The 22858-nt window shown below is 76.4% G+C and carries 20 protein-coding genes and 1 riboswitch; of the genes, 8 read left to right on the top strand and 12 right to left on the bottom strand.

Annotated features, from left to right (window positions below):
* The first annotated feature begins 153 nt into the window (after positions 1-153).
* A complete protein-coding gene (locus ACZ4MO_RS04885; protein ID WP_186810344.1) occupies positions 154-447 on the top strand; it encodes a hypothetical protein in 294 nt (97 codons plus the stop codon).
* Between the two features lie 142 nt (positions 448-589).
* Here ACZ4MO_RS04885 and ACZ4MO_RS04880 read toward each other — a convergent pair whose 3' ends face one another.
* From ACZ4MO_RS04880 to ACZ4MO_RS04870, 3 genes are read right to left on the bottom strand one after another with little or no spacing between them, the layout of a single operon-like run.
* Positions 590-1627 carry a GNAT family N-acetyltransferase gene (locus tag ACZ4MO_RS04880; protein WP_175007877.1) on the bottom strand — a complete coding sequence of 346 codons (1038 nt, stop codon included), beginning with the start codon at positions 1625-1627 and terminating at the stop codon, positions 590-592.
* 26 nt (positions 1628-1653) lie between these two features.
* Positions 1654-3387 carry an ABC transporter transmembrane domain-containing protein gene (locus tag ACZ4MO_RS04875; protein ID WP_175007878.1) on the bottom strand — a complete coding sequence of 578 codons (1734 nt, stop codon included), beginning with the start codon at positions 3385-3387 and terminating at the stop codon, positions 1654-1656.
* Positions 3384-5180: an ABC transporter transmembrane domain-containing protein gene (locus tag ACZ4MO_RS04870; RefSeq protein ID WP_175007879.1), complete on the bottom strand. Its 1797-nt coding sequence runs from the start codon at positions 5178-5180 to the stop codon at positions 3384-3386. The genes ACZ4MO_RS04875 and ACZ4MO_RS04870 overlap by 4 nt, the downstream gene beginning before the upstream one ends.
* Before the next feature lie 121 nt (positions 5181-5301).
* Here ACZ4MO_RS04870 and ACZ4MO_RS04865 point away from each other — a divergent pair, with 121 nt between their 5' ends.
* Positions 5302-5748 carry a DUF3817 domain-containing protein gene (locus tag ACZ4MO_RS04865; protein WP_175007880.1) on the top strand — a complete coding sequence of 149 codons (447 nt, stop codon included), beginning with the start codon at positions 5302-5304 and terminating at the stop codon, positions 5746-5748.
* Positions 5745-7055: a ThiF family adenylyltransferase gene (locus ACZ4MO_RS04860; protein ID WP_175007881.1), complete on the top strand. Its 1311-nt coding sequence runs from the start codon at positions 5745-5747 to the stop codon at positions 7053-7055. Before ACZ4MO_RS04865 ends, ACZ4MO_RS04860 begins: the two co-directional genes overlap by 4 nt.
* A 98-nt stretch (positions 7056-7153) precedes the next feature.
* Here ACZ4MO_RS04860 and ACZ4MO_RS04855 read toward each other — a convergent pair whose 3' ends face one another.
* The 3 genes from ACZ4MO_RS04855 to thiO form a co-directional block, all read right to left on the bottom strand.
* The gene (locus tag ACZ4MO_RS04855; RefSeq protein ID WP_175007882.1) at positions 7154-7996 is read right to left on the bottom strand and encodes a thiazole synthase; all 843 of its coding nucleotides are present in this window, start codon (positions 7994-7996) and stop codon (positions 7154-7156) included.
* 9 nt (positions 7997-8005) lie between these two features.
* A complete protein-coding gene (gene thiS / locus ACZ4MO_RS04850; protein WP_076405108.1) occupies positions 8006-8239 on the bottom strand; it encodes a sulfur carrier protein ThiS in 234 nt (77 codons plus the stop codon).
* Between the two features lie 5 nt (positions 8240-8244).
* Positions 8245-9537 carry a glycine oxidase ThiO gene (gene thiO / locus ACZ4MO_RS04845; protein WP_175007883.1) on the bottom strand — a complete coding sequence of 431 codons (1293 nt, stop codon included), beginning with the start codon at positions 9535-9537 and terminating at the stop codon, positions 8245-8247.
* Positions 9527-9629, bottom strand: a riboswitch (TPP riboswitch). It overlaps the preceding gene by 11 nt.
* Positions 9630-9673: 44 nt before the next feature.
* Here thiO and thiE point away from each other — a divergent pair.
* Both thiE and guaA read left to right on the top strand, forming a co-directional pair.
* On the top strand, positions 9674-10387 hold the full coding sequence (gene thiE, locus ACZ4MO_RS04840) for a thiamine phosphate synthase (RefSeq protein ID WP_499278620.1): 714 nt from the start codon (positions 9674-9676) through the stop codon (positions 10385-10387).
* 87 nt (positions 10388-10474) lie between these two features.
* Positions 10475-12043, top strand: coding sequence for a glutamine-hydrolyzing GMP synthase (gene guaA / locus ACZ4MO_RS04835; RefSeq protein ID WP_108051671.1), 1569 nt, complete (start codon positions 10475-10477; stop codon positions 12041-12043).
* A gap of 4 nt (positions 12044-12047) precedes the next feature.
* Here guaA and ACZ4MO_RS04830 read toward each other — a convergent pair whose 3' ends face one another.
* On the bottom strand, positions 12048-13208 hold the full coding sequence (locus tag ACZ4MO_RS04830; protein WP_175007884.1) for a glycosyltransferase: 1161 nt from the start codon (positions 13206-13208) through the stop codon (positions 12048-12050).
* A gap of 225 nt (positions 13209-13433) precedes the next feature.
* Here ACZ4MO_RS04830 and ACZ4MO_RS04825 point away from each other — a divergent pair, with 225 nt between their 5' ends.
* Complete coding sequence (locus ACZ4MO_RS04825) at positions 13434-14261, top strand: hypothetical protein (protein WP_342779528.1); 828 nt, start codon at positions 13434-13436, stop codon at positions 14259-14261.
* Positions 14262-14408: 147 nt separating this feature from the next.
* Here ACZ4MO_RS04825 and ACZ4MO_RS04820 read toward each other — a convergent pair whose 3' ends face one another.
* Entirely contained in the window at positions 14409-15011 is a 603-nt protein-coding gene (locus tag ACZ4MO_RS04820) for a hypothetical protein (RefSeq protein WP_175007885.1), read from the bottom strand.
* On the bottom strand, positions 15011-16828 hold the full coding sequence (locus ACZ4MO_RS04815) for a PspC domain-containing protein (RefSeq protein ID WP_186810345.1): 1818 nt from the start codon (positions 16826-16828) through the stop codon (positions 15011-15013). Before ACZ4MO_RS04815 ends, ACZ4MO_RS04820 begins: the two co-directional genes overlap by 1 nt.
* Positions 16829-16964: 136 nt before the next feature.
* Between ACZ4MO_RS04815 and ACZ4MO_RS04810 the strand changes: the two genes are divergently transcribed.
* The gene (locus ACZ4MO_RS04810) at positions 16965-18338 is read left to right on the top strand and encodes a PspC domain-containing protein (protein ID WP_175007887.1); all 1374 of its coding nucleotides are present in this window, start codon (positions 16965-16967) and stop codon (positions 18336-18338) included.
* On the top strand, positions 18335-19033 hold the full coding sequence (locus ACZ4MO_RS04805; protein WP_342779530.1) for a LuxR C-terminal-related transcriptional regulator: 699 nt from the start codon (positions 18335-18337) through the stop codon (positions 19031-19033). The genes ACZ4MO_RS04810 and ACZ4MO_RS04805 overlap by 4 nt, the downstream gene beginning before the upstream one ends.
* Positions 19034-19040: 7 nt before the next feature.
* Here the strand turns inward: ACZ4MO_RS04805 and cobA are convergent, their stop codons facing one another.
* The 3 genes from cobA to cysD are packed head-to-tail and all read right to left on the bottom strand — an operon-like array spanning position 19041 to position 22851.
* Positions 19041-20453: a uroporphyrinogen-III C-methyltransferase gene (gene cobA, locus ACZ4MO_RS04800; protein WP_175007888.1), complete on the bottom strand. Its 1413-nt coding sequence runs from the start codon at positions 20451-20453 to the stop codon at positions 19041-19043.
* A 20-nt stretch (positions 20454-20473) separates the two neighbouring features.
* The gene (locus ACZ4MO_RS04795; RefSeq protein WP_175007889.1) at positions 20474-21856 is read right to left on the bottom strand and encodes a GTP-binding protein; all 1383 of its coding nucleotides are present in this window, start codon (positions 21854-21856) and stop codon (positions 20474-20476) included.
* Complete coding sequence (gene cysD / locus ACZ4MO_RS04790; protein ID WP_175007890.1) at positions 21856-22851, bottom strand: sulfate adenylyltransferase subunit CysD; 996 nt, start codon at positions 22849-22851, stop codon at positions 21856-21858. Before cysD ends, ACZ4MO_RS04795 begins: the two co-directional genes overlap by 1 nt.
* Between the last annotated feature and the right edge of the window lie 7 nt (positions 22852-22858).

Below are 22858 nucleotides of genomic sequence, written 5' to 3'. Positions count from 1 at the left end.
CGGGCCGGGGGTGGGACGATGCCCCGTCTCACGACGTGACACAGCGGTTGCCCGGGATATGTACGGGCCGCAGTCTTATCCCGCCCGGGCAGAGTGTCCGGGCGGTCCGCCGGTCGGCGTCGCCCGGCGGTCGGAGAGACACGAGGGTACTCCATGAAGAAGCGTCTTGCACCGTTCGCCGTGGCAGTCGTCACGATCGGCCTGGTCCTCGCCCCGGCGGCGAGCGCGAGCGCGGCGAGCAGGACCACGCCGTACAACTGCGGCACCCGCGACGCGAAGATCACGGCGAGCGCGCCGACGAACGTGTCGCTCACGGCCAACGGGGCGACCAAGAGCGCGCGCAACAGCGCGGGCGCGGCGGTCACGCTGTACGACTACGACGGCCAGGGCACCGCCTACGCGACGTCGACCGACGCGTCGGTGGCGATCCACGTCTCGTGCTTCTGACGCGTTCGTCCCGGCGGGTCGCCTGACTCCGTCAGGTCGCCCGACGCGTCATCCGGTGCCCGGTCGTCGTCCGCGACGGCCGGGCACCGGCACGTCCGGCGACCGGTGCGCGTCCGACGCCGCCGGCACCGCCGGGCGGCGGTCAGCCGTCGAGGTCGAGGTCCTTGAACCACGACTCGGTGACGTAGTCCGTCTCCCAGCCGAGCGAGCGGTAGAGCTGGTCGGCCTTCGTGGGGGAGTCGGCGTCGACCTCGAGCGCCACGCGGTCACGACCGTCTCGGGCGGCGTCCGCGATCACCGTCGCGAGGAGCGACTTCGCCACGCCGCGGCCGCGGGCGGCGCGCGTCACGCCGATGTACTCGACGTAGGTGCCCCGTGCGCCGCTCTCGCCGGCGGCGATCGACGAGCACACCACGGTGCCCGCGGGCACGCGGCGGCCGTCGTCGGTCTCCACGTACGCGAGCCACCAGTGGTCCCAGCTGTGGCCCGGGTCCTCGCGGAGCCGCTGCACGAACTCCGAGAAGCTCTCGCGGTAGGAGTTGAAGTGGTCCTGGAAGGACGTCTCCAGCATCTGGTGCACGACCTGGAGGTCGGTCGCGACGGGCATCCCGTTCTCGTGCCGCTCGACCGGCCGGACCGTGACCCCGGCGCGCGGTGCGAGCGCGGCCTCGTCCGGGACGACGGGGCGCGTCATGTGCAGCCAGCTGCGCCGTCGGGCGTACCCGGCGCGCGTCAGCCACTGCGCCTGCCGCGTGTCGTCGGCGAACGGGCTCTCGTCGAGGCGCGTCGCCGTCACCCCGCGCAGGCGCGCCATCGCGACCGCCGTGCGCTCCGCCCAGCGGTAGAACGCGTCGGCGATCGCGTCGACCTCGGGCACGTCGCGGTCGAAGTAGCCCCAGACGGTCGCCCGCCCGGCGGCGCGGTCGTGCACGGTCACCCAGGCGCGGGGGACGTCGTCGGGCCCGACGGCGACGAGCTGGCGCCGCGTCCACGACGCCAGCCCCGCGACCTCGGACTCGATGCCGGCGGGGTCGACGTGCGTCGACCCCGTCCCCTGGAGCTCGTCCAGGCGTCGCAGCCGGACGAGGGCGTCGATGTCGGCGTAGCCGGGGACCCGTGCCCGCCAGGGGCTCGGGAGGGTCGGGAGGTCGTGCGGGGTGGCGCTCGTGGTGTCAGGCATCAGCACCATCTTGGCACCGTCCGGCGCTATTCCTGCTGCCAGGAGTGCCAGAGCCGCGCGTAGTCGCCGCCCGCGGCCACGAGCTCGTCGTGCGGGCCGATCTCGCTGATCCGGCCGCCGTCGACCACGGCGACGCGGTCGGCGTCGTGCGCGGTGTGCAGGCGGTGCGCGATCGCGACGACCGTGCGGCCGGCGAGCACGGCGTCGAGCGAGCGCTCGAGATGCCGGGCCGCGCGCGGGTCGAGCAGGGACGTCGCCTCGTCGAGCACGAGCGTGTGCGGGTCGAGCAGCACGAGGCGCGCGAGCGCGAGCTGCTGCGCCTGCGCCGGGGTGAGGACGTGCCCGCCCGACCCGACGGCCGTCGTGAGGCCCTCGGGCAGCGACTCGGCCCACCCGCGCGCGTCGACGGCGTCGAGCGCGTCGAGCAGCTCCGCCTCGCTCGCGTCGACCTTCGCGAGGCGCAGGTTGTCCGCGAGCGTGCCGACGAACACGTGGTGCTCCTGGGTGACGAGCGCGACCTCGCGCCGCAGGTCCTCGAGCGGCAGGTCGACGAGCCGCACGCCGCCGGAGCGGACGGACCCCGCCGTCGGAGGGTGGATGCCCGCGAGCATGCGGCCGAGCGTCGACTTCCCCGCGCCCGACGGCCCGACGACGGCGAGCCGCTCGCCCGGCTCGAGGTCGAGCGAGACGCCGTGCAGCACGGGGTGGCCCTCGCGGTAGGCGTACTCGACGTCGCGCGCGACGAGGCGGTCACCGTCGGGCACGTCGCCCGTCGGGGCGCGGTCGCCGGGCACCTGCGCGACGCCGACGATGCGCGCGTACGACGCCGCGGCCACCTGGATCTCGTCGAGCCAGAAGATGAGGTTCCACACCGGCCCGGCGAGCTGGAACGCGTACGTGGTCACCGTGGCCACGGCGCCGAGCGTCGTCTGGCCCTGCGAGAGCAGCCACGCGCCCCAGACGAGCGCCGCGACGGGCGCGATCGCGATGGCCAGGTCGATGCCCGGGAACAGCACGGTGCGCAGCCCCAGGGTGTACCGCTCCGCCTCGAACGCCTCGGTGAGGTCGGCGCGCACGCGCGCCCGGCGGCGCTCGGTGAGCGAGAGCGCGTCGACGGTGCGCGCGCCCTCGACGCTCTCGGTGATGGTGCCGTTGAGCGTCGCGTAGGCGGCGGCCTCGCGCTGGTACCCGGCCGACGCGCGCTTGAGGTACCACCGCGAGACGACGACGAGCAGCGGCACGCCCACGAACAGCGCGAGCGCGACGAGGGGTGCGACCACGACGGCCGCGACCGCCGTGAGCACGAGCGTGACGACGGCGACGAGGAGCTGCGGCACGCCGAACCGCACGGCGTGCTGGATGCGGTCGACGTCGTTCGTCGTGCGCGCGACGAGGTCGCCCGTGCCCGCGCGCTCCACCGTGGACAGCGGCAGCGACGTCACCGTCTCGACGAGGTCCTCGCGCAGCTCGGCGAACACGGTCTCGCCGAAGACCATGGACAGGCGCTGCGCGTAGCGGCGCAGGACGGCCTGCGCGAGGACCGCGCCCGCACCCACGGCGACGACGGTCGTCACGTACGAGGACGTGGTGCCCTCGGTGACGGCGTCGACGAGCCGGCCGAGGAGCCACGGCCCCACGAGGCCCGCGACCGCGGCCAGCGTGTGGAGGACGGCGATGAGCACGAACGTGCCGCGGTGCCGGGCGAACAGGCGTCCGGCGGCGGCGCGGACGGCGGGGCCGTCGGCGACGGGGAGCCTCATGCCTGGCCTCCTTCGGGTGCGGTGCGGGCGAGGGCGGGGGTGTCGTCGAGCGAGCGCCCGACGACGCGCAGGTACCGGGCCGCGTCGTCGTCCGGCGCGGTCGCGGGGGAGTGGGCGCGGTCGACGAGGTCGCGGTGCGTGCCGCGCGCCGTCACCCGGCCGTCCTCGAGGAGCAGCACCTCGTCGACGTGCTCGAGCACGAGCGGCGAGGCCGTGACGACGAGGGTCGTGCGCCCGCGGCGGGCCTGCGCGAGGCTCGCGGCGATCCGCGCCTCGGTGTGCGCGTCGACGGCGCTCGTCGGCTCGACGAGGACGAGGATCTCCGGGTCCGTGAGGAGCGCCCGGGCGAGCGCGACGCGCTGGCGCTGGCCGCCCGAGAGCGACCGCCCCTTCTCGGGCAGCTCGCCCGCGAGGCCGTCGGGCACGGAGTCGAGCACGTCGTGCGCGTCGGCCGTGCTCACCGCGGCGAGCACCTCGGCCTCCGTCGCGGCACCGCGCGCGTCGAGCTCGTCGCGCAGCGCGCCCGAGAAGAGCTGCGGCGTCGCCTCGGCGACGACGACGCGGCGCCGCAGCGCGTGCTTGTCGAGCGCGGCGAGCAGCGTCCCGCCGAGCCGCACGGGCGTGGCCGCCTCCGCGGCGTCGTCGAACCGACCCAGCCGGGTCGCGACGGCCGCCGACGCGTCCGGGTCCGCCGAGACGAGCGCGACGACGCGTCCCGGCTCGAGCACGAGGCCGCTCGTCTCGTCGACCAGGGGGCTGCCCTCGGGCGGCATGGGCGCGGTGGCCGGGGTCGCGCCCGCGGCCGGCTCGACCGCGAGGACGCGCACGATCTTGCGCGCGGCGACGTGGGCGCGCGTCGCGATGTTGAGCATCTGCGTCGCGACCTGGAGCGGCCAGCCGAGGAACGCCGCGTACCCGTAGAACGCGACGAGCTGGCCGGGCGTGATCTCGCCGCGCAGGGCCGCCGTCGCGCCGAGGTAGACGACGAGCACGACGAGCAGGCCGGGCAGCAGCACCTGGAGCGCGTCGAGCGTGGCCTGCGTGTGCGCGACCTTCACGCCGGCCTCGCGGACCTTCTGCGACTGCCGCGCGTAGCGGCCCACGAACACGCCCTCGCCGCCGATGCCGCGCAGGATCCGCAGGCCCGACACCGTGTCCGCGCCGAGCGTCGTCAGGCGACCTTGCGCCTCGCGCTGCGCGGCCTGGCGCTGCTGCAGCGGCTTGACGAGCAGCGCGAGCACCGCGGCCACGACCGGCAGGCCCAGCACGACGACGAGCCCGAGCTGGAGCGACGTCGAGAGCATGATGACCGCCACGACCACGTACGCGCCGAGCGCGCCGAGGAACTGGCCCATCATCGAGAAGAGCTGGCCCACGCGCATCGCGTCGCTCGCGACGGTGGACACGACCTCGCCCGTCGGGAGCTCCTCGGTGATCGCGTCGCCCGAGCGGGCCGTGACGTCGCCCACGAGCTGCGACGTCGTGAGCGCCGAGCGCAGCCAGTTCGCGATGTCGAACCGGTGCTGCGTCACGCCCGTGACGACGATGCCCAGGCCCAGCGCGAGCAGGAGGCCCGCCCAGCGCCACAGCTCCGCGCCGAACCCGGCGGTGAGCCCCTCGTCGAGCGCGCGGCCGAGCATGTACGGCTGGAACGCCTGGCACGCGAAGTTCACGAGCCCGAGCAGCACGGACACCGTGAGCACCGTCCACTGGCGCCGGGCGATCCAGAGGAGGTAACGGGACGGGCCGCGCAGGTCGGGGGTCCCCGGGTCGGGGAGAGGGAGGGGTCGCACGGTGTTCTACCCTAGGTTCGGCGTCCGACACGCGGCGACGGTTTAACACGGCGACTGCGTCACGCCACCGCACGCGGCGGAGACCGCCGCGGCCGTCTCGCCCGGAACGAGGACCTCTCCCATGACCACGCAGGACCCGGCCACCCCGACCGACGCGCCCGTCGTCGCCCCCGCCGACGCGGCGGCCCCCAGCACGGAGGCGGCGCGCACCGCGATCCGCAAGGCGCGCGGCGCGCTCGCGCGCTACCGGGTCCTCGCGATCATCACGGGCGTGATGCTGCTCATCCTGTGCGTCGAGATGATCGTCAGGTACGGCGTGGGCCAGTTCGTCGACGTCGACGGGATCATGCGGTACGTGTCCTGGATCCCCTTCGCGCACGGCTGGATCTACGTCGTGTACCTCGTCACGGTGCTCGACCTGTGGACCAAGATGCGCTGGGGCTGGGGTCGCCTCGCGACGATGGTGTTCGCCGGCGTCGTCCCGGTCATGTCGTTCATCCTGGAGAAGAAGGTGCACGCCGAGGCGGAGGCGAAGCTCGCCGCGCTGGAGGAGCGGTACGCGGCATGACGACGCCGCTCGCGCCCCTCGTCGCGCCCGGTCCCGAGCTCTCGACGCCGGAGCTCGAGCGGTACGCGCGCCACCTCGCGCTACCGGGCGTCGGCACCGACGGCCAGCGCCGGCTCGCGGCCGCGCGCGTGCTCGTCGTCGGCGCGGGCGGCCTCGGCAGCCCCGCGCTGCTCTATCTCGCCGCCGCGGGCGTCGGCACGATCGGCATCGTCGACGACGACGCGGTCGACACGTCCAACCTGCAGCGCCAGGTCATCCACGGCGGGTCCGACGTAGGGCGCCGCAAGGTCGACTCCGCGCGCGAGAGCATCGCGGACGTCAACCCGCACGTGCACGTGGTCGAGCACGCGCTGCGGCTCGACGCGGACAACGCGCTCGACGTGCTGCGCGGCTACGACGTCGTGCTCGACGGCGCCGACAACTTCCCGACCCGCTACCTCGTCTCCGACGCGGCCGAGGTCCTCGGCCTCCCCGTGGTGTGGGGCTCGATCTACCGTTTCCAGGGACAGGTCAGCGTCTTCTGGGCCGCGCCCCGGTTCTCCGTGCCCGACGACGCCGCGCACCCGGACGCGGCGGGTCCCGACAGCGCGGAGCCGGGAGAGCAGGGTCCGCGCGGGGTCACGTACCGCGACGTGTTCCCCGTCCCGCCGCCCCCGGGCGCGGCGCCCGACTGCGCGACCGGCGGCGTGTTCGGCGCGATGTGCGGGACCGTCGGCTCCGTGATGGCGACCGAGGCGATCAAGCTCGTCACCGGCGCCGGCACGACGCTGCTGGGCCGCCTCGCCGTCTACGACGCGCTCGACCTCTCCTGGCGCCAGCTCACCGTCCGCGCCGACCCGACGCGCGAGCCCGTCGTCGCGCTCCTGCCGGGGGACGACGCCTACGCCGCGTTCTGCGGGCTCCGGCCTCCGGCGTCGGCCGCGGTGGCCTCCGGTGCCGGGGCGGCGACGACCGATGCGTCGGAGGCGGCGCCGCGCGACGTGTCCGCCCCCGACGCGGCCGCCCTCCTGCACGGCGACGACGCGCCGTACGTGCTCGACGTGCGCGAGGACTGGGAGGCGCAGGTCCGCCCGCTCCCCGGGTCGACGCTCGTCCCGAGCGGCGTGTTCCTCGGCGGCACGCAGGACCCCGCCGCCGCCGCGGCGCTCGCGGACCTGCCGGCCGACCGCCCGGTGCTCGTGGTGTGCGCGGTCGGCGGCCGGTCGGCCCGCGTCGCCGACGTCGCCCGCGCCGCGGGCATCGACGCGCGCTCCGTGGTCGGCGGCGTCCCCGCCCTCCTGGAGGCCCAGGAGGCCAACGTCCCGTAGCCCGGATCGTCAGCGCCGATGCCGAGCATGCGTCTGCCGCTCGTGCAGGGCGGCTCGTGGGCTGTGTCCGCATGGTCGGCCCCACCACGGGTCTTCGGTCAGAGGGCGAGGTCGAGGCGGCCCTGGGGGGACGAGCTCGCGAGGGCGCCCTCGCGGCGGGGGATGCGCCCGGCGCCCGCGGCGAGCCGGCCCGACTCGACGGCGAGGCGCATCGCGTGGGCCATGCGGACCGGGTCGGCGGCGCGCGTGACGGCCGTCGCGAGGAGCACGCCGTCGCAGCCGAGCTCCATGGCGAGCGCGGCGTCGGACGCCGTGCCGATCCCCGCGTCGAGGATCACGGGCACCCGGGCCGCGGCGGCGATCGCCTCGATGTTGCGCGGGTTGAGGATGCCGAGCCCGGTGCCGATGGGCGCCCCCAGGGGCATGACGGCCGCGCAGCCGACGTCCTCCAGCCGGCGCGCGAGGATCGGGTCGTCGTTCGTGTACGGCAGCACGACGAACCCGTCGCGGACGAGCTGGTCGGCCGCCTCGACGAGGCCGACCGGGTCGGGCAGGAGGGTCACGTCGTCGGCGATCACCTCGAGCTTGACCCACTCGGTGCCGCACGCCTCGCGCGCGAGGCGCGCGGTGAGCACGGCCTCGCGCACGGAGAAGCACCCGGCGGTGTTGGGCAGCGCGCGGATGCCGAGGCGGGCGAGCAGCGCCCAGATCCCCGCGTCGGGGCTCGCGTCGCCGCCGGCACGGACGGCGACGCGCCGCATCGCGACGGTGGTCAGGGCGGTGCCCGACGCGACGAGCGCGTCCTCGAGCGTGAGCAGGTTCGCGGCCCCGCCGGTGCCCATGACGAGGCGGGACCCGATCGGGGTGCCGGCGACGACGAGCGGGTCGTCGACACCGGCCGGGCCGCTCGCGGTGGCGGGGGAGAGGTCGGTCGTGGTCATGGGTCCTCCTCAGCCGCCCTGGACGGCGGTGACGATCTCGATGCGGTCCCCGGGGGCGACGACGGTCGTCGCCCAGGCGCCGCGCGGCACGACGGCGTCCCCGACCGCCACCGCGACGCCCTGCGGCGTGCCGTCGGCGACGTAGGCGGGGACGAGCGCGGCGACGAGCCGCTCCAGGTCGACGTCGCCGTCGAGCGGGTACGGCTCGCCGTTGACGAGCGCGGTCGGTGCGGGTGCGGTCACGGGTCTCACCTCGGTGTCGTGGCGGTGCGGACGAAGCGGTCGGTGCGGGCGGTCGCGAGGGCGGTCGCGACGTCGTCCCCGGGGGCGGTCCCGCCGGGCTCGGTCCCGTCGTCCCCGGGAAGGCCGCCGAGCCCGGCGACGACGGCGTCGGCCGTGAGCGGGGCGAGCAGGATGCCGTTGCGGCCGTGGCCCGTCGCGAGGTGCAGCCCCGGGACGTCCGTGGGCCCGACGAGCGGAAGGTTGTCCGGGGTCGCCGGGCGGGCCCGCGGCGTCACCTCGACCAGGGCGGCCTCGTCGATCCCCGGCAGGAGGGCACGCGCGTCCCGCAGGAGCGCGAAGACGCCGCCGGCGGTGGCGCGGCGGTCGTCGGGGTTCTCCTCGGTGGTCGCCCCCACGACGACCTCCCGGTGCCCGGCGCGCGGCCCACCAGGCTCCGGGTCGCGCGGCACGACGTACACCGGCCGGCCCTGCACCAGCCCGCGCACGACGTGCTCCAGCGCGAGGTCCGGGCCCGCGTCGAGCCGCAGCGTCTGTCCCTTCACCGGGCGGGTGGGCACGACGACGCCCGGCACGCCCGCGAGCAGGGCGCCCGACTGCCAGCCCGCCGCAACGACGACCGCACCCGCGCGGTGGAGCCGGCCCGCGTCGTCGTGCACGCCGACGACGCGCCCGGCCGGGTCGAGCGCGAGCCGGGTCGCGGCCGCGCGGACGACGCGCGCCCCGGTGGCCGAGCTCGCGCCTGGGGCGTCGCGTCGGCCGAGCACCGCGAGCAGCGCGGCGTGCGTCGCCCGCGGGTCGACCGCGTGGTCCGCGGGCGCCCACGCGGCCCCGGCGACGCGCGGCCCGAGGTAGGGCTCGCGGCGGCGCGCGTCGGCGACGGTGAGCTCGTGCGACGCGAGACCGTGCACCGCGTGCAGGGCGAGGACGCGACGGAGCAGCGCGAGGTCGTCCGCGTCGTAGGCGAGAGTGAGCGTCCCGGCGGTCCGCAGCCCGACGTCCGCCCCCGTCGCCGCGTGCAGGTCCGCGCCGAACGCGGGCCACGCCGCAGCGGCCGCGAGGTGGAGCCGCAGGGCGGCCTCCTCCCCGAAGTCGGCCTCGGTCACCGGTGCGAGCATCCCCGCGGCGGCGTGCGTCGCGCCCGCGCCCGGCGCCGGATCGAGCACCGTGACGGTCATGCCCGCGCTCGCCGCACGCCACGCGACGGCGAGGCCGACGATCCCGCCCCCGACGACGACGACGTCGCGCGCCTCGCCGGGCACGGCGGAGCCACCCGCGGACGAGTGGACGGACAGGCTCATGTGCGCTCCCTTCGCTGGCATGACCCAGATCAGGTTCGACGGTCGGCGGCGACGCCCTCTCAGCCCCGTGCGGGGCTCCCGTGCTGTCGGCCACAGTACCTCCTGCGGCGGACGCGCCGGGGCTAGGCTCCCGCGGGTGAGCTCCGAGACCTCCACCACCTTGGCCGCCCTCGCCCCGGCGGCGACGGACGCCGCACGCGCCCGGCTCGCCGACGCCCGCCTGTACCTCTGCACGGACGCGCGCGAGGAGCGCGGCGACCTCGAGGACTTCCTGCGGGCGGCGCTCGCGGGCGGGGTGGACGTCGTGCAGCTCCGCGACAAGACGCTCGACGTCGCGCGCGAGCTCGAGCTCCAGGAGGTCGTCGCGCGGGTCGCGACGGAGCACGGCGCGCTGTGGGCCGTGAACGACCGGGCGGACGTGGCGTCGGTCACGGGCGCCCCGGTCGTGCACATGGGTCAGGGCGACCTGCCCGTGCCGGCGGTCCGGGCGCTGCTGGGCGCGGGGCCCGTCCTCGGCCGGTCCACGCACTCGGCCGCGCAGGCGGCCGCGGCGGAGGCCGACCCGGCGGTGGACTACTTCTGCGTGGGCCCGTTGTGGGCGACCCCGACGAAGCCGGGACGCGCCGCCGTCGGCCTCGACCTGCTGCGGGACGTCGCGGCGACCCGGCCCGCGACGCCCTGGTTCGCGATCGGCGGCATCGACGCGGACCGGCTCGACGCGGTCCTCGACGCGGGCGCGACCCGGATCGTGGTGGTGCGCGCGATCACCGGGGCGAGCGACCCGGAGGCGGCCGCCCGCGCCCTGCGCGAGCGGGTCCTGGAGCGCGCCGTCGCGCGCGCCGACGCCTGAGACGCGGGACGAGCCTCGCCGCACGGCGACTATCCTGGGCGGGTGACGTCACCCGCCACCGCTCCCGACACCCCCACCACCGCCGAGGTGGCCTCGACACCGCGGCCCGTGCTCGTCGTCGACTTCGGCGCCCAGTACGCGCAGCTCATCGCGCGCCGCGTGCGCGAGGCCAACGTCTACTCCGAGATCGTGCCGCACACGTTCACGGTCGAGCAGATGCTCGCCAAGGACCCGGCCGCGATCATCCTCTCGGGCGGTCCCTCGTCCGTGTACGCGACGGGCGCCCCGTTCGTCGACCCGGCGCTGTTCGAGGCCGGCGTCCCCGTCATGGGCATCTGCTACGGCTTCCAGGCCATGGCGAAGGCGCTCGGCGGCGAGGTCGCCCAGACGGGCCTGCGCGAGTACGGCGGCACCGAGGTCGAGGTGTGCGCCGCGGGCGTGCTGCTCGACGGCACGCCGCAGAACCAGACCACGTGGATGAGCCACGGCGACGCCGTGCACCGCGCGCCCGAGGGCTTCGAGGTCCTCGCGACGTCGTCCGGCTCGCCGGTCGCCGCGTTCGAGGACCGCGAGCGCCGCCTCTACGGCGTGCAGTGGCACCCCGAGGTCAAGCACTCCGCGCACGGCCAGACGGTGCTGGAGCACTTCCTGTACGACGGCGCGGGACTCGCCCCGGACTGGACGCCCGGCAACGTCATCGCGGACCAGGTCGCGGCGATCCGCGCCCAGGTGGGCGACGCGCGCGTCATCTGCGCGCTCTCGGGCGGCGTGGACTCCGCCGTCGCCGCGGCGCTCGTGCAGCGCGCGGTGGGCGACCAGCTCACGTGCGTGCACGTCGACCACGGGCTGATGCGCGCGGGCGAGGTCGAGCAGATCGAGCGCGACTTCGTCGCGGCGACGGGCGTCAACCTCGTGATCCGCGACGAGAAGGAGCGGTTCCTCACTGCGCTCGCCGGGCACAGCGACCCGGAGACGAAGCGCAAGATCATCGGCCGTGAGTTCATCCGCGTGTTCGAGGACGCGGCGCGCCAGATCGTCGAGGACGCGGGCGAGCACGGCGCCGAGGTGAAGTTCCTCGTGCAGGGCACCCTCTACCCGGACGTCGTCGAGTCCGGCGGCGGCGAGGGCGCGGCGAACATCAAGAGCCACCACAACGTCGGCGGCCTGCCCGACGACCTGCAGTTCTCGCTCGTCGAGCCGCTGCGCACGCTGTTCAAGGACGAGGTCCGCGCGGTCGGCCGCGAGCTCGGCGTGCCCGAGGAGATCGTCGCGCGGCAGCCGTTCCCGGGCCCCGGGCTGGGTATCCGCATCGTCGGCGAGGTCACGGCGGACCGCCTCGAGACGCTGCGCGCCGCCGACGCGATCGCGCGCGAGGAGCTCACGAAGGCCGGCCTCGACCAGGAGATCTGGCAGTGCCCGGTCGTGCTGCTCGCCGACGTCCGCTCGGTCGGCGTCCAGGGCGACGGCCGCACCTATGGCCACCCGATCGTGCTGCGCCCCGTCTCGTCCGAGGACGCGATGACGGCGGACTGGACGCGCCTGCCGTACGACGTGCTGTCCGTCATCTCGACGCGCATCACCAACGAGGTCTCCGAGGTCAACCGCGTCGTGCTCGACGTGACGAGCAAGCCCCCGGGCACCATCGAGTGGGAGTGACTCCCTAGCGGGACGGACGGGCCCGACGATCCACGGCGATCGTCGCGGCCCGTTCGTATGCCCGCTCCACGTCGGCGAGCACGCGCGGCCAGCCCGCCGACGACGGCACGTCCCGGTTGTGGGCGATGATCCGGTCGAGCAGTCCGTCCTCGGTCGCGAAACGCACGAGCGCGTCGGCGAGGCCGGGGTCGTCGTCCGCCACGAGCGCGTCCACGCCGTCGGTGAGGCGCTCCGCGACGCCCGACTGCGAGCGGGTGAGCACCGCCAGCCCGGCGGCCTGGCCCTCGAGCGCGGCGATGCCGAACGCCTCCTCGACGGCGGGCGCGGCGAACACGTCGGCACGCGCGTAGAGCCGCTGGAGGCCCGTCGCGTCGAGGCGCCCCGGGAGCGACACGACCGACCCCAGCCCGTGCTCCGCGACGAAGCGCCGCGCGTCGGGCAGCTCGGGGCCGTCCCCGGCGAGCGTCACGTGGAGCGCCCCCTCGGGGAGGCGCGCGACGGCGTCGCGCACGACCTCCAGGAACGGCAGCACGCGCTTGCGCGGGGCGAACCGCGTCGCGGCCACGACGTGGACGGCTGCGCCCTCCATGCGGCCGGCGCGCTCGGTGCGGGGGACGCGCCACGCGTCGAGGTCGAGGCCGTTGTGCAGCACCACGACCTCGCCCCGGTCGCCGACGATGCGGCGCAGGGGAGCGGCGGTCAGCTCGCTCACGGCCGACCACAGCACGGGCCAGCGGGACCAGCGGACCACGCGGTCGAGCCCGGCGAACGCGCGCTCCGCGCCGCCCCACACGCTGTGCACGGTGAGGACCGCGGGCAGCCCCGCGCGCACGACCGTGCGCAGCGACGCCTGCGTGGAGGGTGTCAGCACGCCCATGTGCAGGTGCACGACGTCGGGCCGGTCGGCGCGCAGGACCCGCGCCACGTGGTGCGGCGCGCGCGGGTGCACGGGGTAGCCGCCCGGGACGCGCGCGGCGAGCCGGTGCACCGTGACGTCGCCGTCCCGCTCGGTCGACACGCCGTGGGCGCCGGGGCGCGCGGGCGTCGTGCAGACGACCGCGACGTCGTGACCGGCGGCCGCCTGCTGCTGCGCGAGCCGCGCGACCTGGGTCTCGATGCCGCCGAGCAGCGGCAGGTAGCAGTCGGTCAGGTGGGTGATGCGCACGGACGGCATCCTCCCATCCCGAACTCGGCGGGCCGTGCGGTCGCCGCCGCGCCTGCCCTGAGGTGCGCGCCCGCCCTGAGGTGCGCGTTCGCCGCGCGGTGGGCGTCTCCCGTCGCTACCGTGGGCCCCGTATGGGTGGTTCGACCGTCCCGTGACCGGCCCGCACCCGCGGGTCGTCTCGTGCGGGCGGCTGCAGGTGGGTCCTGACGAAGGGGAGAACGCGCCATGTCGAGCACCGTCACCGTCACACCGACGAAGGGGGCACGGGGCATCGGCCTCGTGTCGATCATCGCGGGCATCATCCTTCTCCTCGCGGGCATCGGCACATGGATCGTCGTGTCGAACCAGCTCTCCGCCGAGGAGATCACCGTCTCGGACGACGCGTCGTTCCTCGCGGGGCGCCACGTCAACGGGCCGCTCACCGCGTACGCGCAGGCCGAGGTCATCAACAAGCACGCGCTCGAGGCGAGCGACGGCAAGACCTACGCCGAGCTCGACCAGGACGACCCGACGCGCCAGACCGTCATGACGGCCTCGTTCCTGCGCGCGTCGCTGTTCACGTCCGTCGTGGCGTTCGGGGTGTGCGCCCTCGTCATCGGGCTGGGCATCCTGTTCATCCTCGTCGGCATCGCGCTGCGTCGGCTCGCGGGCGGGCCGAGCGTCGCCGTCGAGACCCCGGGCGGCTACTCGTCGTCGGGCGACCTGTCGGACGCCGGGCGGCACGCCGCGCCCGCGCACGCGTCCCCGGGGCACGTCGAGCCGTCGCCGACGGCGCCTCCCGTGCGTCCCGAGCCGACGTCCCCGGGCCGCCCGTCCGCGCTCTCGACCCCCGGGGCAGAGGCCCGCGCGGCCGCACCCGGCACGACCGCGACGCCCGTCGAGCCGACCGGTGCCGCGGGGACGGGCACGCCGAGCGCGCCGGGCTCCTCGCCCGCGGCCTCGCCCGACACCCCGACGACGACCACCGGGCCGACCACGCCCGAGCACCGGGCCGACGGCCCGACGCACCGGGCCGACGACCCGACGCGGCGGGGCGACGAGCCGACTCCCTGACCGTCCCGGCAGCCCGTCCGGGCGCCGAGGACCCGCTCCCACCGGGTCGCACCGGGGAGAGCGTGCGGGGCGGCGTCGCTCGGGCACACCGAGGGCCGTGGCACGTCGTGCCACGGCCCTCGGCGTGCCCGGAGGTCCCGGTGCGGCTCAGCCCCGACGGCGTCGCGCGCCGGAGACGATCGACCCGACGACGAGCGTGACGCCCGCCGCGGCGAGCACGACGATCGTCGCGAGCCCGAGGTCGACGCGGGCGCCGAGCGCGGCAGCCAGCACCACGACGGCGAAGGCGACGATGACGAAGCCCCACACGATCGTGGCGACACGCGGGCCGCGCCGCGGGAGCGGGCCGGGGTCCGCGGTCCCGCCGGGACCGGTCTGCCCGGCCGCGGACGACGGGTCGGCGCCCGACGTCGTCGGGCCGGCGCCGGAGGACGACGCACCGACGGACGACGCACCGACGGACGACGCACCGACGGACGACGCACCGACAGACGGTCTGTCAACCGACAGCGGGTCGACCGACAGCGGGCCGACCGACGGCGCGGTGGGAAGCGGCGTGGTGGCTCCGACGTCGGCGAGCGGCGTCGCGGCCGGGAGCGGGGTCGTCGCACGGCTGTCGGCCGCGGACGACACGGCCGGGAGCGGGACCGTCGGGTCCGCCGCGGACGCCGGGTGCTCCGTGCGGGCGGGGTCGAACAGCTCGTCCCCGAGCGGCCGCGTCTCGTCGTCGCGGTGGTTCTCGTCGTTCATCAGTCCTCCTCGATCGTGACCTGGCCGGCGCCGACCTCGACCTGCAGCACGAGCAGCGGGTCGTCGCCCGCCTGGACCTCGTCGTTGTCGAACGTCACCGGCTGCGTGCTGACCCCGCCGATCTCCTGCCGGTCGCCGTCGACGTGCCAGCGCGCGTTGCCCGCGAGCACCTGCACCTCGGCGCGGACGGGGACACCGTCCGGCACGACGACCGTCGCGTCGCCCGCGCCGAGCCGGACGGGGACCTCGACGGGCGAGCCGGCGGTCGCGTCGGACAGGTCCAGGTCGGACAGGTCGATGCGCGGGTCGCCGAACGAGACGCCGAACCCCTGCGCGGCGACGTCGGGGTCGGTGATGCGGTGCGTGCCGTCGGTGACGGTGCGCACGGAGTCGTCGACGAACACGGTGAACGGGGTCGTGCGCCACGCCGAGGCGGGGAGCGCGACGACGAGCAGGACCACCGCGAGCCAGCCGAGGCCGCCGCTCGTCCGCCCGCGCAGGCCGCTCACGACGATCGCGAGCCCGGCGAGGATCCCGCTGAGGCCGGCCCACGTGAGGAAGACGGGCCAGGGCAGCTCGCCCTGACGGTCGATCACGAGGAGCAGCGCCCCGAGCAGGAGGCTCAGCCCGACGACGACGCCGGTCGTCGTGGCACCCGGGCCGCGCGGGCGCGGGGGCTTGGGCGGGCGCGGGGCGCGCGGGGGCTGCGGCGGGCGTGGCGGCTGCGGTCCGCGGCCCTGGGCGGCGGCCCCGTGGTGCCCGAGCGGCGACGTGACGCCCGGCGTGTACGGGGCCCCCGGCGTGTACGGAGCACCCTGCATGGACGGAGCGCCCTGCACGGACGGAGCACCGTGCGCAGACGGGGGGAGGGGGGCGGTCGTGCCGTGGGCGGCGGCCGCGTACGGGCTCGCCTCCGCCGACCAGACCGCGTCGTCCTGCGTCCCGGACGTCGCGCCGCCCGCGGGCGTCCCGCCGGGGGCGCCGGACGTCGTCGGGCCGCCCGGGAACGCCGGGCCGGGGCTGCCCCACGGGGCGTCCGAGGGTGCACCGCCGTCGGGGGCGCCGGGGGACGCCGTCGGGCCGTGGCCCGGGGCGTGCGGGCCCTGCGCCGGACCGGCGCCGCCCGGACCGTAGCCCGGGCCGCCCTGCCACGGCGGCGCCTGCGGCGGCGTGCCCTGCCCGCCGCGGGGGGCGCGCTGCGTGAGCGCCGAGACCGCGACGACCGCCACGGTGACGAAGGCCGCGACCCAGAACAGGCCGGTCAGCCAGCCCAGGTGGAGCGCGTCCCACCACGACCACCAGCCGCCGCCCCACGAGAACCCGACCACGACGAACGCCGCCGCGCCGAGCAGCGCGACGTCGACGTTGCCGCGGAAGGCCTCCTGGAGGTGGATGCGACCGTCGCGGCGCTCGGGCAGCAGGGCCCACGCCGCGCCGTACAGGACGAGCCCGGCGCCGGAGAGGAAGAACGTCACGAACAGCAGGCCGCGCACGACGAGCGGGTCGATCCCGAAGCGCTCCGCGACACCGGACGCGACGCCGCCGATCCAGCGGTCGTCCGACCGGTAGATGCCGACGCGGCGGACCGCGTCGAAGAAGCCGTCGGTGCCGCTCGGCCGCCGGGGTGCCTCGCCGGGCGCGGCGCCCGCGGGTGCGCCCGGGGGCGGGCCGGCGGGGCCGGCCCAGCCCGGTCCGGCGCCGTGGTCGGGGCCGCTCGGTCCCGGGGGGACCGTTCCCGGCTGCGCGCCGGGTGTCTCGGTGTCGCCGCCGGAGCTCCCGGGCTGGGCGCCGGGTCCGGGGAGGTCGGGAGTGCTCATGACCACCATGCTGGTGCGCGGGGCGCACGGCCGGTATCGGGTGCCACCCTGACCCGACCCTGAACCGTCCGGGGCGCGACCCTGGTTTCCCCGCCCGGGGACGCTCGAGGCGCCCGCGCCGTGTGACGATCGGGGGGTGACGACAGCAGCCCGGCCCGGTGCCCGACCGCGCGACCTGCCGCTGCGCCGTCCCGAGCGCGGCCGGTGGGTCGGTGGCGTGTGCGCGGGCCTCGCGGCGCACCTCGGCGTCGGCGTGGGGGTCGTGCGCCTCGTCATGGCGCTCCTCGCGCTCGCAGGCGGCGCGGGCGTCGCGCTGTACGTGTTCTGGTGGCTCACCGTGCCGCCGGGCGACCCGCTGGCCGCGCGCGACGAGCAGCGCCCCGCCTCGCTGTCGCGGCTCGCGCCGCGCCTCCAGGGGAGCGTGCGGCGCCTGCCCGTGCGCGACGTCGCGATCGGCGTCGTCCTGCTGGGCGGCGCCGCGCTGCTCGTGGCGCTGCGCACGGGCGTCGACGTCGAGGTCTCCTGGGTCATCCCGGTCCTCATCGCGCTCGCGGGCGCGGCGCTCGCGTGGAGCCAGCTCGACGCCGTCGAGCGGGGCCGGCTGCTCACCCGGGCGGGCGGGCGCACGCCCGCCGGGGTCCTGCGCATCGCGGGCGGCGTCGTGCTCGTGCTCGTCGGCATCGTGCTGCTCGTCGGCCAGGACGCGCGGCCCACCCAGGTCGTCCGGGCCGCCGTGGCCGCGGTCGCGGTGCTCGCGGGCGTCGCGATCGTCCTCGCCCCGTGGTGGCTGCGGCTGATGCGCGAGCTCGGCGACGAGCGGGCCGCCCGGGCGCGCGAGGCCGAGCGGGCCGACATCGCCGCGCACCTGCACGACTCCGTGCTCCAGACGCTCGCGCTCATCCGCGCCCGCTCCTCCGACGCCGACACGGTCGCGCGCCTCGCCCGCGCCCAGGAGCGCGAGCTGCGCGAGTGGCTGTACGACGACCGCCCGTCGCCGGGCACGTCGCTCGCCGCGGAGCTGCGCGGGCTCGTCGCTGAGGTCGAGGACGGGCGCGTGGGCCGGCGCGCGGAACCCATCGGCGCGGCGCCCGGCACGCCCGATCCCGGGCCGGTCGTCGTGGACGTCGTCGTCGTGGGGGACTGCACCCCGACGCAGGAGACGGCGGCGCTGCTCCAGGCGACGCGCGAGGCCCTCGTCAACGCCGTCGCGCACGGCGGGCCGCCGTACTCCGTCTACCTCGAGGTGAGCGACGCCGCGGTCGAGGTGTTCGTCCGTGACCGGGGCGAGGGCTTCGACATGGACGACGTCGCCCCCGACCGGTTCGGGGTGCGCGAGTCGATCCTCGGGCGTGTGCAGCGCCGCGGGGGCAAGGCCGAGATCATCAGCCGTCCGGGGTGGGGCACCGAGGTACGGTTGCGCGTGCCGCAGGCCGTGCCGCAAGCCGCGCCGAAGGAGGCGCCGACGGACCCCGGCCCGGCGAGCACCGCACCGAGCGAGGAGACCCCGTGACGACCATCCCCAGCGCGACGCCGGACGGCGCGCCCGCCACCGGGCCCGTCCTCGTGGTGCTCGTGGACGACCACCACATGTTCCGAGCCGGGGTGCGCGCGAGCCTCGACCCGGGGCTCGTCGCGGTCGTGGGCGAGGCGGACGACGTGGAGTCGGCGGTCGCGCGCGTCCACGAGCTGCGGCCGCCGGTCGTGCTCCTCGACGTGCACCTGCCCGGCGGGAACGGCGGCGGGGGTGCGGAGGTCATCCAGCGCTGCGCGGACCTGCTCGGCGACGTGCGGTTCCTCGCGCTGTCCGTGTCCGACGCCGCGGAGGACGTCGTCGCGGTCATCCGCGCCGGGGCGCGGGGCTACGTGACCAAGGCGATCTCGGGCCCGGACCTGTCGGCCGCCGTCGGGCAGGTCGCGGGCGGCGACGCGGTGTTCTCCCCGCGGCTCGCGGGCTTCGTGCTCGACGCGTTCGGCACGGGTGCGGCGGACGTCGCCGTGCACGACGACGAGCTCGACCGCCTCTCCGCGCGTGAGCAGGAGGTCATGCGCCTCATCGCGCGGGGGTACACGTACCGCGAGGTCGCGTCGGAGCTGTTCATCTCGATCAAGACCGTCGAGACCCACGTCTCCGCGGTCCTGCGCAAGCTCCAGCTCTCGTCCCGTCACGAGCTCACCCGCTGGGCGGCCCAGCGCCGCCTCCTCTGAGCTCCGCTCAGCGCGGGGCGGGCGGGGTACGGGGCGGCCAGGCAGCGGAGAGGGTGACCACGTCGCCGACGACGGTCACGGCCGGGGGGCGGACGTCGGCCTCGCGGGCCCGCTCGGCGATGGTCGCGAGCGTCCCGACCGTGGTCCGCTGGCGCGGGCCGTAGCCGTCCTCGACGACGGCGACCGGCGTCTCGGGCGACCGGCCCTGCGCGACGAGCGCCGCGGCGGTCTCCCCGAGGCGCGAGACGCCCATGAGCAGGACGACGGTGTGGTCGCTCGCGGCGGGGACCTTCCCGACGTCCTCGTGCCCCGTGAGCACGGTGAACCCGCGCGACAGGCCACGGTGCGTCACGGGGATGCCCGCCGCGGCGGGCACGGACACGGCGCTGGTCACGCCCGGGACGACCTCCACCGGGATGCCGTGCGCGCGGCACGCGTCGAGCTCCTCCCCGCCGCGCCCGAAGACGTACGGGTCGCCGCCCTTGAGCCGGACGACCCGGCGGCCCACGAGGGCGTGGTGCACGAGGATCCGGTTGATCTCGTCCTGCGGCACGGGGTGGTTGCCCGACGTCTTGCCGACGTCCACGACCACGACGTCGTCGCCGAGCTCGGCGAGCAGCGCGCGCGGCGCGAGCCGGTCGACCACGACGACGTCGGCCTCCGCGAGCACCCGGCGTCCGCGCACGGAGATCAGGCCCGCGTCACCCGGGCCTCCGCCGACGAGCGCCACGGAGCCCACGGGACGCACGAGCGGCGCGGTGACGGCCCCCGTGGGGAAGGCCTCGGACCCGGACCCCGCCTGCGCGGCGGGAGCCGCCGGGCCGGCGTCGGGAGGGGCCGGACGCACCGGTCGCAGCGGGAGCTCGCCCGTCTCGAGGAGCGCCGCGACGGCGTCGCGCACGCGTACGGCGCGCCGGGGGTCCCGGCCCGCGTTGACGGCCACCGTGACCTCGGCCTCCGCGGTGCCGGGTGCGCCCGGCACGAGCGTGCGCGCGACGGCCGGGACCCACGCGGTCGCGCGCTCGGCGTCGCCGGCGGTGACGCAGAAGACGCGGTCCGCCTCGGCGTCGGCCGCGACCTCGGCGTCGACGCGGGCGTCGCCCGTCGCGGTGTGGACGAGCCACGCGCCGTCGAGGTCGCCCGTGAGGTAGTCGCGCCGCACCCAGGCGAGCCGACCGTCCCGCGCCGGGCAGGCCGCGGGGCCGTGCGCGGCCGCGTGACCCGTGGTCCCCGGGCCGTGCGCCGTGAGGAGCTCGGCGAGGTCCTCGCACGCGAACGGCGAGACGACGGTCACGACCGCGCCCGCGTCGAGGAGGCCCCGCGTGCGGCGTGCGGCGACGGGGCCGCCGCCGACGACGACGACGCGGCGGCCGTCGAGACGCAGGCCGAGGGGGTACGTCTCGTGGGTGGGTGCGGTCACGGTGCCAGCCTAGGTGTCGTCTAGATCGCGTAGGAGCCGGGGCGTTCCGCCGGACGGCGGGCGGCGGCGAGCGCGTCGCCGACCATGCCGGCGGCGAGCGTGCCGCCGTCCTGGGCGTCGACGAGCAGGAAGGCGCCCGTGCGGCGCGCCACGACGTACTCCTCCGCCGCGACGGGCGACGCGAGCCGCAGCGTCACGCGGCCGATGTCGTTGAGCTCCAGGCGCTCGGCGGGCTCGAGCTCGGCGGTGTCCAGGTCGAGGCGCCCGACGACGTCGCGCACCACGGCCTGCACGGTGCGGGTCGTGTGCTTGAGCAGCACGCGCGCGCCGGGCAGGAGCGGACGGTCGCCGAGCCACGCGACCGTGCCCTCGACGTCCTGCGTGACGTCGGGGGCCTCGGCCGCGGACGCGAGGAGGTCGCCGCGCGCGACGTCCACGTCGTCGGCGAGGCGGATCGTCACCGACTGCGGGGCGAACGCCTCGGTGAGCTCCGTGCCGCTCGCGAGGGAGTCGGCGGTGTCGATCCCGACGACCGTCGTGCGGCGCCCGGACGGCAGCACCACGACCTCGTCGCCGACCGTCACGACGCCCGACGCGACCTGCCCCGCGTACCCGCGGTAGTCGCGGTAGCGCTCGTCGGCCGCGGCCTGCGGGCGGATGACGACCTGGACGGGGAAGCGGAACGCCTCGGTCTCCGGGTCGTCGCCGGTCGGGAGCTCCTCGAGCAGCTCGAGCAGGCTCGGGCCGTCGTACCAGGGCGTGCGCGTGCTCGCCCGGTCCACGACGTTGTCGCCGACGAGCGCCGAGACGGGGATCGTGTGCACGTCGCCGACGCCGAGCGACGTCGCGGCCGCGCGGATGTCCGCCGCGAGCTCCTCGTAGCGCGCCTCGCTGTAGTCGACGAGGTCGATCTTGTTCACCGCGACGACGACGTGCGGCACGCGCAGCAGGCTCGCGACCGCGAGGTGGCGGCGCGTCTGCTCCAGCAGGCCCTTGCGCGCGTCGATGAGCAGCACGACGACGTCCGCCGTCGACGCCCCGGTCACCGTGTTGCGCGTGTACTGCACGTGCCCGGGGCAGTCGGCGAGGATGAACGACCGGCGCGCGGTCGCGAAGTACCGGTACGCGACGTCGATCGTGATGCCCTGCTCGCGCTCGGCGCGCAGGCCGTCGGTGAGCAGCGCGAGGTCCGCGGTCTCGAGGCCGCGGTCGCGCGAGACGCGCTCGACCGCGTCGAGCTGGTCGGCGAGCACCGACTTCGAGTCGAACAGCAGGCGGCCCACGAGCGTGGACTTGCCGTCGTCGACGGAGCCCGCCGTCGCGAGGCGCAGCAGCGTGCCGCGGCGCGCGTCGTCGAGCGGGGGCGCCGTGTCCGCGGTGCCGGTGGTGGTCTGGGTGCCCATCAGAAGTACCCCTCCTTCTTGCGGTCCTCCATGGCGGCCTCGGAGAGGCGGTCGTCGGCGCGGGTCGCGCCGCGCTCGGTGATGCGCGTCGCGGCGACCTCGGCGATGACGTCGTCGACGCCGGTCGCGTCCGAGCGCACGGCTCCGGTGCACGACATGTCGCCCACCGTCCGGTAGCGCACGGTCTCCGTCCGCAGCGACGCGGCCTCGGCGTCCGTGCGGGGCGCGGAGTACGGCCCGACGGCGAGCAGCATCCCGTCGCGGTCGAACACCTCGCGCTCGTGCGCGTAGTAGAGCTCGGGGAGCTCGATGCGCTCGCGCGCGATGTAGCGCCACACGTCGAGCTCGGTCCAGTTCGACAGCGGGAAGACGCGCACGTGCTCGCCCGGACGGTGCCGCCCGTTGTAGAGGTTCCACAGCTCCGGGCGCTGGTTGCGCGGGTCCCACTGGCCGAACTCGTCGCGCAGGGAGAACACGCGCTCCTTGGCGCGCGCCTTCTCCTCGTCGCGGCGGCCGCCGCCGAACACGGCGTCGAACCGGTGCCCCGAGATGGCGTCCAGCAGCGGCTGCGTCTGCAGCGGGTTGCGCGTGCCGTCGGCCCGGTCGCGCAGCCGGCCGTCGTCGATGTAGTCCTGCACGCGCGCGACCTCGAGGCGCAGGCCGAGGCGCCGGGCCGTGGCGTCGCGGTAGGCCAGCACCTCGGGGAAGTTGTGCCCCGTGTCGACGTGCAGCACGGGGAACGGCACCGGGCCGGGCGCGAACGCCTTGACCGCGAGGTGCAGCATCACGACGGAGTCCTTGCCGCCGCTGAACAGCAGGACCGGCCGCTCGAACTCGGCGACGACCTCCCGCACGATGTGGATGCCCTCGCTCTCGAGCGCGTCGAGCTGGGCGAGGCGGCGCCCGCCGGGGAGCGCCGCGGCGGGCGCGGTGCCCGCGTCGGCGGAGGCGCCGGGGGAGCCCGGCGCGTCGGTCGTCAGGTCGATGGTCGTCATGCCCGTC

The sequence above is a fragment of the Sphaerisporangium cinnabarinum genome, from assembly GCF_055567015.1.
Note: the sequence above shows the minus strand (reverse complement) of the source record. Positions and strands in the feature narration are given on the sequence as shown.